The following is a 15,818-nucleotide window of genomic DNA, read 5'->3' on the forward strand; positions in this document are numbered from 1 at the left end:
TAATCTAAGTTTTAATGGTTATTACTCTCTTCCTCCACCAACAGCACTGTACAAGTTGATAACAGCCTGCATACGCTGAACGTTGTCGGATACTTCTGTCAATTGTGCGCTAAGAAGGCTCTGCTGGGCTGACAGGATTTCCAGATAAGTTGACTGGGCTGACTGGAACAAGGCTTTCGTATAGGTTACGGCCTTTTCCAATTGCTCGATCTGTTGTCTGTCCTGAACCAACATCTTGTTGGTTGCATCGTAAAGATGCAGGGCATCGCTTACTTCCTTACCGGCTTCTAGAATTTTCTGCTGATAATTCATCTGGGCGATCTTCTCCTCTGCTTTCGATACCTTCAGGTTAGCGATCAGCTTACCATTATTGAAGATAGGCTGTGCCAGTGAAGCCAGAGCCTGGAACATGAACTGTCCCGGATTGGAGATAGTAATACCGGAACCGTTTGTCCAACCTGCTGTTGCAGTGATATTCAATCCCGGATAGAAAGCGGCACGTGCCTTATTAGTCGTATAGTAAGCGCTGGCAAGCGACATTTCCGCAATCTTCACATCCGGACGGTTTTCCAGCAACTGCAAAGGTACGCCGGCCATGATCTCGTCGGGGATTACCTGATCTTCCAGTCTGCCGCGGTCGATACGTTGCGGTGCTTTAGCCAACAGTACGGACAAAGAGTTTTCCACTTCGCGAACCTGGCGTTGCAGATTGATTAACGAAGACGAAACCTGATGATATACGGCTTTCATCTGAACGACTGCAGCCTCGGTTGTCATACCGGCCGTCTTCATTGCTTCCATCGCGCGTACATTTTCTTTATAGATAGCAACCGTTTCGGTTGTGATCTCTACCTGACGGTCGAGCATCAGCAGGGTAAAGTAAGTATTGGCAATACCACCGATCAACTGTGAACGGACAGCCTGCTGTGAATACTGGCTCTGCAAATAGATTGCTTTCTGGTCGCGGCTTGCATTGAGCAGCTTACCAAACAGGTCGACTTCCCAATTAGCAGCAGCCGGCAAAGTATAGGCTTTTGCATAGCTGGATCCTCCCATGGTGGTCAGCGAGCCTTGCGGGGCCAGGTTCAAAGACGGAAGGAAAGATAAACGGGCAGCAGTCAGCAACGTTTTCGCTTCTTCCACACGGAGAACGGCAGCCTGCATATCCACGTTATTCGCCAGTCCTTCTTCAATCAAAGCCTGCAATTTTGGATCACGGAAAACTTCCTTCCAGGAAAGGTTTCCCATATTGGTCGTATCGGCAGCCAATGTATCCGTTACCGATACCGGATCACGATACAGACCAGACGTATCTATCGTTTCAGGACGATCATAAGCCTTGTAGATGTGGCAACTGCTCAGCAGGGCAGTTGCACACATCATATATATTATTTGATTTTTCTTCATTGTCTTCTCACTTATTTTTTAGCGTACTGTTCTATTTCCGTATTCAAATCGCTGTTGTCAAGGTCTTCCCATTCGATCGGTTTAACCTTTTCCTGCAAGTACTGGAATACCACGAACAAGGCAGGAACGATCAGGATCTGGAAGATCATACCGACAAACATACCGCCAATAGCGGCAGTACCCAGCGTACGGTTACCGTGAGCACCTACACCGAAGGCGAACATCATCGGCAACAAACCGACAACCATTGCCAGAGAGGTCATCAGGATAGGACGCAGACGGGCAGCCGAACCTAAAACAGCAGCCCAGGTAATGCTCATACCCATACGGCGACGGTCGAGGGCAAACTCTACGATCAAAATAGCATTCTTTGCCAACAGACCCATCAACATGATCAACGCAATCTGCATATAAATGTTATTCGACATCGTACCCAGTATCATCTTCAGCGCCGGGATGCTACCTAACGCAGCCCAACCCTGTACAAACAGGAAGCTACCCATCAGACCGAACGGAATTGAAAGCAATACGGCCAACGGCAATACATAACTTTCATACTGTGCACTCAGCAACAGATAAACGAACACGAAACAAAGGATAAAGATCAAACCGGTTGTACTACCGCTACTTTCAGCCTCTTCACGTGCCATACCTCCCAACTCATAACCGAAACCGGCAGGAAGGGTGGTACTTGCTACTTCTTCCAGGGCTTTCAGTGCCTGACCGCTGGTAAATCCGTCAGCCGGGGCAACCATCAGTTTCATAGAGGTATACATGTTAAAACGGCTGATGATATCCGGACCATATACTTTCTCTATTGTAATAAACTGGGAGATCGGTGCCATTTCGTTACCGTTTCTGACCTTGATATTCTTCAACGATTCCATATTGGCTCTCATAGAAGGATCGGCCTGCACCATTACACGGTACATCTTACCGAAACGGTTGAAGTTGGAAGCATACAGACCACCATAATATCCCTGCAAAGTCATAAGGATATCGCTCGGACTGATGCCTACTTTCTTACAGGCTGCCGCATCGATATCGATCATATATTGCGGGAAGTTCGGGTTGAAAGTAGTCTGGGCCGACTTGATTTCCGGACGGGCCGTCAATGCAGCCATATAGTCTTTGGAAACATCAAAGAATTTCTCCAGGCTACCACCAGTCTTATCCTGCATATTCAATTCGATATCACTGGAAGCGGAATAACCCGGAATCATAGGCGGAGTAAAGAACAATACCTGCGCATCCTTCACCACTTTCTGGGCACGCATGAATAAACTACCGTAAACTACTTCCGCACTCTGCGTCATAGAACGTTCTTCCCAGTCTTTCAACTTAATGATGAATGAACCGTAAGAAGGTCCCTGGCCACCGATAAAACTGAAACCGGTAATAGCCGTACGTGATTTCACAGCCGGGTCAGAAGCGATCAGACTATCTACACGTTCCATGATTTCCACTGTACGTTCCTGAGAAGCTCCGGGAGGTAATGTTACAGCTCCCATGATAGTACCCATATCTTCATTCGGCACCATACCGGTCGGCGTTACCTGCATAAAGAAGATCAAGAGGGCAATAGAAGCCGCAACGGTTCCGAATGCCAGCCATTTCTTCTGGATAAAGAACAAGACACGTTTCTTGTAACTCTTCAATAAAGAATCGTAAGCCACATTGAATGAGGTATGGAAACGGGAAACAAGTGTCGTCTTCTTTTCACCGTGTTCATCATGAGGTTTCAGGAAAATAGCACAAAGCGCCGGACTCAATGTCAAGGCATTCAATGCCGACAAACCGATAGCAATAGCCATCGTTACACCGAACTGGCGATAGAATATACCTGCTGTACCTCCCATGAAACTTACAGGGATAAACACGGACATCATCACCAATGTAATAGAAACGATCGCTCCGCCAAGTTCACTCATCGCATCGATAGATGCCTGTTTCGCCGATTTATATCCCTGGTCCAACTTGGCATGGACCCCCTCGACGACGACTATCGCATCATCGACCACAATCGCAATGGCAAGCACCATCGCACAAAGTGTCAACAAGTTGATACTAAATCCAATCAGTGACAACAGGAAGAATGTACCGATCAAAGCAACCGGAATCGCAATAGCAGGAATCAAGGTTGAACGTAAATCCTGCAAGAACACATACACCACAATAAACACCAGGATAAAGGCTTCCAGCAAAGTCTTGAGAACCTCATGGATAGAGGCATAGAGGAAGTCGTTGGCATTCATGGATACTTCAATCTTCATTCCCGGAGGCATAGTCGCCTCTGATCTCACCAGCAAATCCTGGATATTGTTGATCGTTTCTGTTGCATTCGTTCCCGGCATCTGGTAAACGATACATGCTACCGCATTATGGCCGTTTACTTTATTTACATAGTTGTAAGTCAAACGTCCCAATTCGATATCGGCAATGTCTTTCAGACGAAGTACTTCGCCATCGGGCAATGCTTTTACTACGATATTATCAAATTCTTCAGCAGTTTGCAGACGTCCTTTATAACGGATCGTATACTGGAACGACTGATTTCCCTGTTCACCGAAAGAACCCGGAGCTGCCTCCACATTCTGTTCAGCCAGCACGTTCGATACATCGTTAGGCACCAGTTTGTATTGTGCCATTACATCCGGCTTCAACCAGATACGCATAGAATAGTCGGTACCCAATACGTTGGCATCACCTACCCCCGGTACACGCTGTACTTCAGGAATCAGGTTGATCTTTGCATAGTTCTCCAGAAACTTCTGGTCGTAACGGTCTTCCGCATCATAAACGGCAAAAACAACCAACATGGAGTTCTGACGTTTCTGGGTAGTCACACCAACCTTTGTTACTTCAGCAGGCAACAGACCTTGTGCCATCGACACACGGTTCTGAACGTTTACCGCCGCCATATCCGGGTCGGTTCCCTGTTTGAAATATATGGAGATATCGGCAGAACCGTTATTGGAAGCATTTGATGTCATATACATCATGTTCTCTACCCCGTTGATCTGGTCTTCCAGCGGTGCAATCACACTATTCAATACAGTCTGCGCATTGGCACCTGTATAAGTAGCCCTTACCGAAACAGTAGGAGGCGCAATGTCCGGATATTGGGTAATAGGCAATGTGAACAAACCTAATATACCCAGGATGACAATCAGGATGGAGATCACCGTTGAAAGCACCGGACGGTTAATAAATCTATCTAATTTCATATGTTACTTTTTTATAAACGAATATCACCGGGAAAGTCCGGGTTATCCTATACCTTTAATTAATTAAAAGCTGTTTTTAAATTTCCTTCGTTCTGGTCTTTCATGGCCTGCTGGAACTTTGCAGCCTGTTCAGCCTGTGTAATCGGCTTGATTTCCTGACCGTCTCTTAAATTCTGAACACCTTCTACTACGATCTTGTCACCGGATTTCAGACCTTTAGTAACCAGATAATTCTGGCCATCATCCAAAGAGGAAACCTGAATTTCAACATTTTTAATTTTATTATCGGGTTGCAGTACATATACGAATTTCTTGTCCTGAATTTCAACAGTAGCTGACTGCGGAATCATAATAATACCTTCCATGGTGTAAGGGAATACCACGTTTCCTGTTCCCCCGCTTCGCAGGATTCTTTTGTCATTCGGGAAAACGGCACGCATACTAACCGAACCGGTCGACTGGTCGATAACGCCACTGACAGCATCGATCTTACCGGTTTCTTCCAGCATCGTTCCGTCTGCCAGCTGTAACTGAACGGCCGGCATCTTATCCAATTGTTCTTTCAGTGTGCCTCCGGCTTTTGTGAGCTGCAACAATTCCTTTTCTGTCATTGAGAAATAAACATATACTTCTCCGATCTCGGAAACAGTTGTCAACGGACTCGAGATAGAAGGACTCACCAAACTTCCGATACGGTAAGGGAAAGTTCCGACAACGCCATTGGAAGGACTGGTCACCGTACAAAAAGATAAATTCTGATTGGCACTGACTAAAGAAGCTTTTGCCTGTTCCAGAGAGGCCTTTGCAGACATTAACTGGTTGACAGCTGTCTCATATTCAAAAGAACTGATAATAGCATTATTATACAAGTCTTTCTTATTCTTTTCTGTCAATGTCAACGTTTTTACGTTTGCCTCTGCCATAGCAACAGCAGCTTTGGCCTGGTTCACTGCCGCCTTATACTGCGTGGGATCAATTTCAAACAAGGCCTGCCCTTTACGGACCGTAGCTCCTTCATCGACACATAACTTAACAATAAAACCCGACACCTGGGGACGAACCTCGATATCCTGCGTACCTCTGATAGTCGCTGGATAGGATGTTGTCTGATTGCTGGAAGATGAATTCACGGCTAAAACAGCATACTCACTGTCACCTAACTTCATGCCGCTCTGGCTGTTACCACAAGCAGCTAATAAAGACACTCCCACTGCAAATAACGCAATTTGCCTACATTGGGTAATAGTAGCTCTCAACATTTGTTTATTCATAATTACAATTTAATATATTTCTGCCTTTTATATTTTCGTACATTTATTCTTGAAGGCTTGTATTATCAGGCTCGACAACAAAGGGACTCATATCCTAAAAAACGTACAAATGTAGAATCTTTTTATTGCACTTTTACCGTTTATACATTCTTTTATACTAAAAAACAGCATTATTTATATGTAGAGATCAAACAGATAGCTATTTTTTGCCGGTTCGAAAGTAAATTAGTCCAAAATTGCATACATTCCATTGCTGTTGTTTGTTTATTCAATAATTTAGTTTAAATTTACAGCTATCTATAAACATAATTAATCTACAATCTGATGGGACCAAAGTTTTCAATTTCGGAAGTATGCAGTACTTCATGGCAACGTACTAAAACTCAGATATGGGTTTTAGCCGGCTTATTGATTGGTATGACAATAATTTCTTTTACGCTGAGCGCTTTTGCCATGCCTATGCAAAAATCCATAGTGGGTACAATCGTTATTAATTTGATCAGTTGCATTATCTCCTGCATTTTTGCACTAGGATACATGAAAAACATATTTCAGGCCCTGGATGGAGAGGAACCGCAATTCTCAGCCTACGGACAACAGGCCCGTAAAATCATCACTTATTTTGTGGCTAATCTTTTTATGGGAATCATCGTGGTGTTCGGTATCTGTCTGTTCATTATTCCGGGCATTTATCTGGCTCTCCGATTGCAATTTTTCACCGCTTTCATTGTTGAAGAAGATACAGGTATCATCGAATCGCTGAAACGTAGCTGGGAAATAACCCGCGGACAGGGCATGCCGTTATTTATGCTTATGCTGGCCATGATCGGAATTTTTATATTGGGACTTATCCTGCTGGGTATAGGAATTTTTGTAGCAATGCCTCTTATATATATGATGTATGGCTATGTTTTTCGTAAATTAAATGCACCTTTGCAGATTATTGAGGAATTATAATTTTTATAACACAAAACAATCCGCAGATTATTTTTGATGTTCTGCGGATTATTTATGATAACAGAATTGCCCTATGGGGAAAACGTATAGAATAAAAGATATAGCAGAATTATCCGGAGTATCTACCGGAACCGTCGACCGTATTTTGCACAACCGTGGCAAAGTGTCGGAAGAAGCACAGAAGAAGGTCGAAAAAGTATTAAAAGAGATAGACTATCACCCGAATCTGATAGCCCGTTCGTTAGCCCTCAAGAAAAAGTATAAATTCGTTACATTGATCCCCTCTTTCGGACAGGGGGAATATTGGGCAAAGCTGTCCGAAGGGATCAATAAGGCTGAACAGGAACTATTCAGTTACAATATTGAGGTCGAGCGGATGTACTTCAATCAATATGACAGAAATAGTTTCGACAATTTGATTCCCAAAATAGAAGAGGCGGATTGCCAGGGAGTAATCATAGCAACCCTTTTCAAAGAGAGCGTTATCCAACTCACGCAACAACTCGATAAACTCGAAATCCCCTATGTGCTGATCGATGCCTTTATCGAAAATACCAACTGTATCGCTTATTACGGAACAAACTCCTATGATTCCGGATATATCGCCGGACGGTTACTTTTTGAACAGATACATCCGGAGGACAACATCGCTATTTTCCGCTTTATCCGTAAAGGCGACATGCATTCAACTCAGGTTATGAAACGTGAGGAAGGTTTCCGCGATTATCTGTACGGTCACGATTTTCTGGGAAAAATATACCCTGTACATATTCATGCCGATGAATCAGTAGAAAACAAAGAGATACTCGACTCTTTCTTCGCAACGCATGAAGAGATCAAGGCTGGTATAATCTTCAACTCCAGAGCACATGTCCTGGGTGATTATTTCCAGCATCAGGACATCGACAAACATTTTAAATTGATCGGTTACGATGTGATCGAATCAAATCTGAGCCATCTGAACAACGGATACATCACCCATCTGATCGCCCAACGTCCGGAAGTGCAGGGATTCAATTGCGTCCGCGCCTTATTCCGTCATCTGGTATTAAAAGAAAAAGTCGAACAAATCAATTATATGCCTATTGATATACTTATCAAAGAGAATATTAAGTACTACAATAACTATATTTAAAGGCATAAATTAATTATTTTTCTTCTATATTTTTTTTGTTTGACAAATAAATACCATACATTTGCATCCAATGTGTGCTCGCGCACATATTAAACACAAAATGGAAATATCACAATAAAAATCATATATAAAATGGCTAATTTATTTTGTATTAAAGACAGAGTTGTCATCATTACCGGAGGAGCCGGTATTCTGGGTAGCGGAATCGCAGGCCATCTGGCTGAAGAAGGTGCTAAAGTTGTAATCCTTGACCGTGCAGTGGAAACTGGAGAAAAAATCGTTGCCGATATCAAAGCAAAAGGTGGCGAAGCCTGTTTCTTCCAGACTGACGTTCTGAATAAAGAGATCCTCGAACAGAATAAAAAAGATATCCTTGCCAAATATGGCCGCATCGATGCATTATTGAATGCTGCCGGTGGTAATATGGCCGGTGCTACAATCGGTCCGGACAACAACATCTTTGACCTGCAGGTCGATGCTTTCAAGAAAGTGGTAGATCTGAACCTGTTCGGTACAGTGCTTCCTACCATGGTTTTTGCAGAAGTAATGGCTCAACAAAAAGAAGGTGCTATCGTAAACTTCTCTTCCGAATCAGCTCTTCGTCCGTTGACACGTGTGGTCGGATACGGCGCAGCCAAAGCTGCCATCTCCAACCTGACCAAATATATGGCCGGTGAACTGGCTATCAAATTCGGTGAAGGTTTACGTGTAAATGCTATCGCTCCGGGATTCTTCCTGACAGAACAAAACAGGACATTGATGACTAATCCGGATGGTTCTTATACGGAACGTGCCAAATCTGTCATTGCCCACACTCCGTTCAGACGTTTGGGAACACCGGAAGAATTATTCGGTACGATTCAGTACCTGATCAGTGACGCATCCAAATTTGTAACCGGAACAATTGCAATTGTCGACGGCGGTTTCGATGCTTTCTCAATCTAAATGCCTAATAATATGCCAATAGGTTAATGTGCCAATATGCCAATGACTTTAAAACATATGCCGTAGCCAATTGGCACATTGATAAATTAATAAATTATTTTCTATGTATTTATGCGAACAAACTTGGCGCTGGTACGGGCCGAATGATCCTGTCAGCCTTTGGGATATTAAACAAGCCGGAGCAACCGGTATCGTAAATGCTTTACACCATATCCCTAATGGAGAAACATGGACAGTAGAGGAAATCATGAAACGGAAAGAAATGATCGAAGAGGTAGGCTTGAGATGGTCTGTTGTCGAAAGTGTTCCCGTTCATGAACATATCAAAACACAAACCGGAGATTTCCAGAAATATATTGACAACTACAAGGAAAGTCTGCGTAACCTCGGAAAGTGCGGTGTTAATGTTGTGACATATAATTTTATGCCGGTACTGGACTGGACACGTACTGATCTGGCTTATACGATGCCGGACGGTTCAAAGGCTCTTCGCTTTGAACGTGCAGCTTTCGTTGCTTTCGACCTTTTCATCCTGAAACGTCCGGGAGCTGAAAACGATTACTCGGCAGAAGAGAAGGCTAAAGCGAAAGCTCGCTTCGATATAATGACCGAAGATGACCGTAAATTACTTACCCGTAATATGATTGCCGGTCTGCCCGGATCGGAAGAAAGTTTTACGATCGAACAATTCCAGGAAGCACTGGACCGCTACAAAGATATCGATGCTGAAAAACTGCGTTCCAACCTAATCTACTTCCTACAGGAAATTGCTCCGGTAGCCGACGAAGCAGGTGTTAAACTGGTGATCCATCCGGATGATCCTCCCTACTCCATCCTCGGTTTACCACGTATCCTGAGTACGGAAGACGATTTCAAAAAATTGATCGAAGCTGTTCCGAACCCAAGTAACGGTCTGTGCTTGTGTACCGGTTCATTCGGTGTTCGTAGCGACAATGATCTTGCCGGTATTATGGAACGCTATGGCGACCGCATCGACTTCGTTCACTTCCGCAGCACACAACGGGATGCAGAAGGAAACTTCTTCGAAGCAAACCATCTGGAAGGTGACGTGGATATGTACGGCGTAATGAAAGCGTTACTCGAGTTACAACAAAGACGTGGTTGCTCGATCGCTATGCGTCCGGACCATGGCCATCAAATGATCGATGACCTGAAAAAGAAGACAAATCCGGGTTATTCCTGCATCGGACGCCTGAGAGGTTTAGCTGAACTTCGCGGTCTGGAGATGGGTATAGCCAAATCTCTTTTCAAGAAATAACAGAGACTGAAATTTCATTTCTTATTGATTTATAAATGGAAAAGGCGTTCAACTCCGGTTGGCGCTTTTTTCTGTTTTATAGCTTTTCGATTCATTCAACAGACCATTGAAAAGCATAAATAAATGAAAAAGAACTATAAAGTATTCCTGATTAGGACTTTAGACTGGATTGTTTTTTCTATTTTTGTCCAGCTAAAAAATTTCATAATGCCTAAGATCTACAGTTATATATTATTATTTATTACACTAATAACACTAAGTACCTGTTCTCCGGTACTATCAGTGCAATCACCACCATCCGTTTCCGATCAGGAATTTAACATGCTGTCTCCGTCTACAGAAGTTCCTCTTCCCCAGATAGATATATTCCTTCCTCCTACACCGGAATTGGGAAAAACAGAATATGCACGTAAAGATATTACTGAGGATTTTTCTCCACGGGAAAAAGCCGATATAGCTGTTCCGGATCCAAAACTTCTGGCTGACGAAAACTCTCTTGTTATTGACTTGGCTCTCATGACAGATGAAGATTATGCTTTTCCGCTCCCCGGAGCAAAAGTCATATCACCCTATGCCGGCCGCAGAAGACATCATTCCGGCGTAGATCTGAAAACATGTGCCAATGATACCATTGTTTCAGCTTTCGATGGGATTGTCCGCCTGGCAAAACCTTATGCAGCTTATGGCAATGTCATAGTTATCCGTCATTATAACGGGTTGGAAACAGTCTACAGCCATAATTCCAAAAATCTGGTTAAAGTAGGTGACCGCGTAAAAGCCGGTGAACCGGTCGGATTAACAGGAAGGACAGGCAGAGCAACTACGGAGCATCTGCATTTTGAAGTGCGTATCAACGGACAGCACTTCAATCCTGATAAAGTATTCGACCTGGAAAAGCGAAAATTGCAAAACACTTGTCTGGTTGCTACCAAAACAGGAAAAAATATTGCTGTAAAAGCTATTGATATACTCCCGCAACAGCGTGCCGGTGAATACCAATACTCTTATTTAGGAATCCCTATTCCGAATAATAATAAAAAGCTGGATTTGTAGAATAAAAAAAGACAGAGTTTGAAAATGCAAACTCTGTCTTTATATAAGATCATCTTCTTTTCTAATCTATTTAGGAAGTTGAGGAAGTTTCTCAAATAAGACCTTAATCCTTTTCTGCAAATCTACCGGCAGTTGAGAGATATATTCTTCCGGAGCCCCAAACTGAACAAAATCCATCATCGTATAAACGTCTTCATTCACATTTTTCCAATAATTCGGATTATTTTGCATGGCAAAAAATGCAGGTGACTTAAGAAGTTCCAAGCCTCCTTCCACAACTTTTTTCAATGATCCTTTTAATTCCTTTTCCGATTCTTTTATTTTCTCTGTAGTTTCATGTATTCCTTCATTCAATAAGGAAAAGACTTTATAAACTTCAACCTCCCGTATTTGTTTTTTGGGAGTAAAAGAATAGAGGGAATGCCCGCTTTCCGGGTATTTACTCCACCCGCCAACAAATGTGATATATTTGTATTGATCTTCCGCTTGTTTACAGAAATCAATAAACAAATGATCCTGAGAATCTTTTACTTTTCCAAAACTTTCCATGACCAGATTCACAATACAATCCTGCTTTTGATCCAGAAAGGCCAGTACATCCGTTACTGCCTTTTCATGAAATTCCAAAAGACCATGAGCAAAATAAGGTGTTGCCTCTTCATCAAAACGAATACGAAGATCAAAAAATCTGACGCCAAATTCATACTGTTCTTCAAGAGACAGGTTCTGACATTTTCCGGTATTCCAAGCTATTATCTGAACCAGTCCGGTTGGCTTAAGATAAGTCATTGAGTTGTGAGTTCCTAATTTAAACATAATATGGTTATTTAAGTGATTAGTAGAAGCTGATTTTCAAAGGGAGCTTCCATTCAGTAAATATAAGCATTAATCCATATCTAATGTAAAAAAACAACTGATATTCTTATTTATTTTCTAATTTGGTCCATAAACAAAAAAAGGCCACTGATTTTCAGTGACCTTCGTGGAGATGGAGAGATTCGAACTCTCGTCCAAACGAGGAATTAATCTGCTTTCTACATGTTTATCTTCGCCTTCGATTGTCGGGACCAAGCAAGACCGAAGCCACCCACTTAATCCTTATCCTCTAAATTTTCGCCTGAGACCCGAGGCTCATTTCAGACTATCTCCGATATTGCTGCACCACCTGATCGGAAAGCTTCGGAGCCACAGCATCCGGGTGATGTCACGTCCCCACAACTTTTGCAGGGATTAAGCTTGAATCTACTATACTTCGATTAAGCAGCGTAAGCGTAATTGTTTTCGCCAGTTAATTGTTCGTTGTCTGAGATTTAAGTGCAAGCCAACCACGCACTACATGCTTACAAACCACTTCTGCCCGCTGTCTAAACCGGTCATCCCCATGATTTGTGAGTACAAAGATACAAAGATTCTGCGTATCTCTGTACTCCTTTTAGTTTTTTTATTCTATTACGCCTATTTCACGGAACCAGTCTTCGGCTCTGTCAGGCCATTCATTCACGGCTGCACCGGTATCTCTAAGTCCATAACCGTGTCCCCCCTTACTATACAGGTGCATCCAGGCAGGAACACCTGCTTCTTTTAATGCATAATAATAGAAAAGGCTGCTGTTTATATATGACTTATCGTCTTCTGCCTGAATCAGCATGGTCGGAGGTGTTGCCGACGTTACTTTGATCTCTGATGCCAATTGGAAATTTTCGCCATCCAGATACGCCGGATACACCAAAAGACAGAAATCAGGACGACAACTTACCTTATCCGCAGCATCCACTGCCGGATATGTCCGTTTCTCAAAATTATTACTAACCATCGCAGAAAGGTGACCTCCTGCCGAAAATCCCATCACACCGATACGTTGCGGATCTACATTCATCTCTTCTGCATGGGCTCTGACATAACCGATCGCACGCTGCAAGTCCTGCAAAGGAGCTTCATGCTTCTCGCGACCTTCCCGACGCGGGACACGGTATTTTACCAACACAGCTGTTATTCCCAAATTGTTCAGCCATTCGCAAACTTCGTCTCCTTCCAGATCGTAAGCCAGAATATTATACCCTCCACCGGGACAGACTACCATTGCCGCCCCTGTAGCAACTTCATCAGGAGCCGGATAAACAGTGATTGTCGGTTCACTTACATTAGTAACCCGTAAGACGGTTTCACCACCTGTCTTACCGCCATCAGTATCTGCTTTTTCTATCAGCTTGGTTGTTTCTCCCGGTGCTCCTTTCGGAAACAACAGGATCGGATTATCTTGTGCCATAGCTGAACCTATTAAACAACTTGCTCCGACAAGCAGGAGCATCCATTTTCTGATCATACACTACACTGTTTAAAGAATTTATAAGAACCATTATTTTTGAGGGAAATTCGGACTATACAGCATTGTTTTCTCTAATGTCATTAGTTTGCCATCTTTCACAAAAGCCTCTCCACGTTCTGAAAGATGTTTAACCATTTCTCCACGGAGTTCTTTCAACTGTTTTGCATATTCCGCCTTGGCAGAACAATCGGTCAACTCACCCGGGTCTTTCACCAAATCGAACAGTTGCTCTTTTCCATTATGAAGATTCCAGACATATTTTAGTTTGCCATCTGTTAAAGCACACCAATAATTATCCGCACTATAACAAGTAGCATGTTCCATATCAATATATTTACGCCATTCATCTCCATGTCCCTGCACTAATTTCAGCAGTGAACTACCATCCATATCGGGAGGAACCGCCCCCCCAGCCAAATCAATAAAGGTCGGCAGAAAATCGCGTAATTCAACCGGCTGTTCAATCCTTGTACCATCCGGAACTGATTTCTTGACATAAGACGGCCATTTTACAATATAAGGGATATGAGCAGAACCCTCATACGGATAAGTCTTTCTCCAATGATAATGGTCGCCCAACATATCGCCATGATCGGCAGTAAAACAGATCACGGCATCATCATACATACCTTTTTCTTTCAACGTTTCAATAATCTGCCCTATCTGGTCATCTATAAAAGTGACATTTGCATAATAATGCCTTCTGGATTTAACGGCATACTCATCCCCAAAATTACCAAACGGAGCATCAGAAGCTGCCTTTTCCGGATCCAGACGTTCCGCATATTTGCCACACCAATCTCCAATAACAGGCTTAGGTATATCAACATTCTTATACATATCCAAATAACGCTTCGGCGGATCATAAGGACTATGCGGACGTGCAAAAGAGACTTTAAGGAACAATGGCTGATCATTATTATAATTACGAATCAGTTCACAGGCGGTTTGCCCTGTCCAGGTTGTCGGATGTAAACGTTCATCCAGTTTATAAACTCCTGCACCATGGTCATTCCAGCCGATACCAGTTAAGTCCGGATTCTGTCCCGGAGCATTTAACTGGAACCATTCCCGGTAATCACTGATGAAATCTTTTGACTCAATCCGGCCGCTCTCATCAATTAAAGTTGCATGGAATCCATGAAGTGCCTTCTGCGGGAACCAATGCATCTTTCCGATACCAAAAGTGAAATAACCCAGATTACGCAACATCTGAGGCATCTCATATTTATATTGCTCAGCCATTCTTCCATATCCCAGCATACCATGATGCCAGGGAGATAAACCTGTCAGCAAGCCGGCACGTCCGGGCGTACTGCTTGGAGCGGAAGAATAACCATTTACAAACAGTGTTCCTTCTGCTGCAAGTTTATCTATATTAGGAGAAATAACAGCTTTGTTACCCATACATCCCAAAGCATCCCCACGATGCTGGTCTGTCATGATAAAAATTACATGAGGTTTCTTTTTCTTTTCCTCTTGTCCATTATTCTGTTCATTCAAGGAAGAAGTGATAGATTGTGCAGAATGATTGACTCCAACTCCTGCACCTGCTAATAGTGACGATTTAAGAAAGGCTCTTCTTTTCATTATATGTTTTTCTATGAATACTAATTTAGATAGCGAAGATAAATATCTTATTTGATTCGTGCAAAGAGAAGACGACTAATATTATCGGTAAGAATAAAAACGAAAAGAAGCTATAAACGCAAAAAGGAACCAACCTTACGATTGATTCCTTTCATTTGTTTGGAGTCTGTGACTCTAAAACGGCGGCTATCTACTCTCCCACTTTTATGCAGTACCATCGACGTGGTTGGGCTTAACTTCTCTGTTCGGAATGGGAAGAGGTGGATCCCCAACGCTATAACCACCTTAATACCTTTAAGATGTTTGACTCTGGACAACGTTACTCTAACGTAACTTTAGAGCGAATCAAAAATTTTCAATTTATAATTTTCAATTTTCAATTCTAAAAATATATCAATCCTTCCTCTCGGAAATAGAAAGTCTCGGGCTATTAGTACTACTCGGCTTCGACATTACTGCCCTTACACCTGTAGCCTATCTACGTCGTAGTCTACAACGACCCTTGAGGGAGATCTTATCTTGAGGCTGGCTTCGTACTTAGATGCTTTCAGCACTTATCCAATCCAGACTTAGATACCCGGCGGTGCACCTGGCGGTACAACCGGTAAACCAGAGGTCTGTCCAACAC

11 protein-coding genes, 2 rRNA genes and 1 other RNA gene are annotated in these 15,818 nt (G+C 42.9%); 5 read left to right on the top strand and 9 right to left on the bottom strand.

Annotated features, from left to right (window positions below):
* Positions 1-21 precede the first annotated feature (21 nt).
* Genes NBH14_RS20955 through NBH14_RS20965 form a run of 3 tightly spaced genes read right to left on the bottom strand, consistent with a single transcriptional unit; the run spans position 22 to position 5,905 of the window.
* Positions 22-1,407 (bottom strand): efflux transporter outer membrane subunit, encoded by a 1,386-nt coding sequence (locus NBH14_RS20955; RefSeq protein ID WP_186960106.1) that lies wholly within the window; start codon positions 1,405-1,407, stop codon positions 22-24.
* Between the two features lie 11 nt (positions 1,408-1,418).
* Positions 1,419-4,634, bottom strand: a complete 3,216-nt coding sequence (locus NBH14_RS20960; protein ID WP_186960107.1) for an efflux RND transporter permease subunit — start codon at positions 4,632-4,634, stop codon at positions 1,419-1,421.
* A 59-nt stretch (positions 4,635-4,693) separates the two neighbouring features.
* Positions 4,694-5,905 carry an efflux RND transporter periplasmic adaptor subunit gene (locus NBH14_RS20965; protein WP_186960108.1) on the bottom strand — a complete coding sequence of 404 codons (1,212 nt, stop codon included), beginning with the start codon at positions 5,903-5,905 and terminating at the stop codon, positions 4,694-4,696.
* A gap of 324 nt (positions 5,906-6,229) precedes the next feature.
* On the opposite strand from NBH14_RS20965, the gene NBH14_RS20970 reads away from it, so the two are divergent.
* From NBH14_RS20970 to NBH14_RS20990, 5 genes are all read left to right on the top strand, one after another.
* The gene (locus NBH14_RS20970; protein ID WP_007653788.1) at positions 6,230-6,862 is read left to right on the top strand and encodes a DUF7847 domain-containing protein; all 633 of its coding nucleotides are present in this window, start codon (positions 6,230-6,232) and stop codon (positions 6,860-6,862) included.
* Positions 6,863-6,935: 73 nt separating this feature from the next.
* Complete coding sequence (locus NBH14_RS20975) at positions 6,936-7,997, top strand: LacI family DNA-binding transcriptional regulator (RefSeq protein WP_128133144.1); 1,062 nt, start codon at positions 6,936-6,938, stop codon at positions 7,995-7,997.
* Positions 7,998-8,129: 132 nt separating this feature from the next.
* Positions 8,130-8,942: an SDR family oxidoreductase gene (locus NBH14_RS20980; RefSeq protein WP_186960109.1), complete on the top strand. Its 813-nt coding sequence runs from the start codon at positions 8,130-8,132 to the stop codon at positions 8,940-8,942.
* A 103-nt stretch (positions 8,943-9,045) separates the two neighbouring features.
* Positions 9,046-10,221, top strand: a complete 1,176-nt coding sequence (gene uxuA, locus NBH14_RS20985) for a mannonate dehydratase (RefSeq protein ID WP_010800347.1) — start codon at positions 9,046-9,048, stop codon at positions 10,219-10,221.
* A 204-nt stretch (positions 10,222-10,425) separates the two neighbouring features.
* Positions 10,426-11,274 (top strand): M23 family metallopeptidase, encoded by an 849-nt coding sequence (locus NBH14_RS20990; RefSeq protein ID WP_186960186.1) that lies wholly within the window; start codon positions 10,426-10,428, stop codon positions 11,272-11,274.
* Positions 11,275-11,340: 66 nt separating this feature from the next.
* Here the strand turns inward: NBH14_RS20990 and NBH14_RS20995 are convergent, their stop codons facing one another.
* The 6 genes from NBH14_RS20995 to NBH14_RS21020 form a co-directional block, all read right to left on the bottom strand.
* Entirely contained in the window at positions 11,341-12,090 is a 750-nt protein-coding gene (locus NBH14_RS20995) for a PI-PLC domain-containing protein (RefSeq protein ID WP_250817736.1), read from the bottom strand.
* A gap of 164 nt (positions 12,091-12,254) precedes the next feature.
* Positions 12,255-12,655, bottom strand: a transfer-messenger RNA (tmRNA) gene (gene ssrA / locus NBH14_RS21000).
* A 60-nt stretch (positions 12,656-12,715) separates the two neighbouring features.
* Complete coding sequence (locus NBH14_RS21005) at positions 12,716-13,597, bottom strand: alpha/beta hydrolase (RefSeq protein ID WP_186960184.1); 882 nt, start codon at positions 13,595-13,597, stop codon at positions 12,716-12,718.
* Positions 13,598-13,630: 33 nt separating this feature from the next.
* Complete coding sequence (locus NBH14_RS21010; protein ID WP_186960185.1) at positions 13,631-15,190, bottom strand: arylsulfatase; 1,560 nt, start codon at positions 15,188-15,190, stop codon at positions 13,631-13,633.
* A 177-nt stretch (positions 15,191-15,367) separates the two neighbouring features.
* A 5S ribosomal RNA gene (gene rrf / locus NBH14_RS21015) occupies positions 15,368-15,478 on the bottom strand.
* Between the two features lie 122 nt (positions 15,479-15,600).
* Positions 15,601-15,818 (bottom strand): 23S ribosomal RNA (locus tag NBH14_RS21020); the annotation flags it as partial.

Source organism: Parabacteroides caecihominis (genome assembly GCF_023656785.1).
Lineage (GTDB): Bacteria > Bacteroidota > Bacteroidia > Bacteroidales > Tannerellaceae > Parabacteroides > Parabacteroides segnis.

Excerpts from the sequence above, each read along its gene's own strand:
- NBH14_RS20955 (WP_186960106.1), bottom strand. The coding sequence starts at position 1,407 with ATGAAGAAAAATCAAATAATATATATGATGTGTGCAACTGCCCTGCTG.
- NBH14_RS20960 (WP_186960107.1), bottom strand. The coding sequence starts at position 4,634 with ATGAAATTAGATAGATTTATTAACCGTCCGGTGCTTTCAACGGTGATC.
- NBH14_RS20965 (WP_186960108.1), bottom strand. The coding sequence starts at position 5,905 with ATGAATAAACAAATGTTGAGAGCTACTATTACCCAATGTAGGCAAATT.
- NBH14_RS20970 (WP_007653788.1), top strand. The coding sequence starts at position 6,230 with ATGGGACCAAAGTTTTCAATTTCGGAAGTATGCAGTACTTCATGGCAA.
- NBH14_RS20975 (WP_128133144.1), top strand. The coding sequence starts at position 6,936 with ATGGGGAAAACGTATAGAATAAAAGATATAGCAGAATTATCCGGAGTA.
- NBH14_RS20980 (WP_186960109.1), top strand. The coding sequence starts at position 8,130 with ATGGCTAATTTATTTTGTATTAAAGACAGAGTTGTCATCATTACCGGA.
- uxuA (WP_010800347.1), top strand. The coding sequence starts at position 9,046 with ATGTATTTATGCGAACAAACTTGGCGCTGGTACGGGCCGAATGATCCT.
- NBH14_RS20995 (WP_250817736.1), bottom strand. The coding sequence starts at position 12,090 with ATGTTTAAATTAGGAACTCACAACTCAATGACTTATCTTAAGCCAACC.
- NBH14_RS21005 (WP_186960184.1), bottom strand. The coding sequence starts at position 13,597 with ATGATCAGAAAATGGATGCTCCTGCTTGTCGGAGCAAGTTGTTTAATA.
- NBH14_RS21010 (WP_186960185.1), bottom strand. The coding sequence starts at position 15,190 with ATGAAAAGAAGAGCCTTTCTTAAATCGTCACTATTAGCAGGTGCAGGA.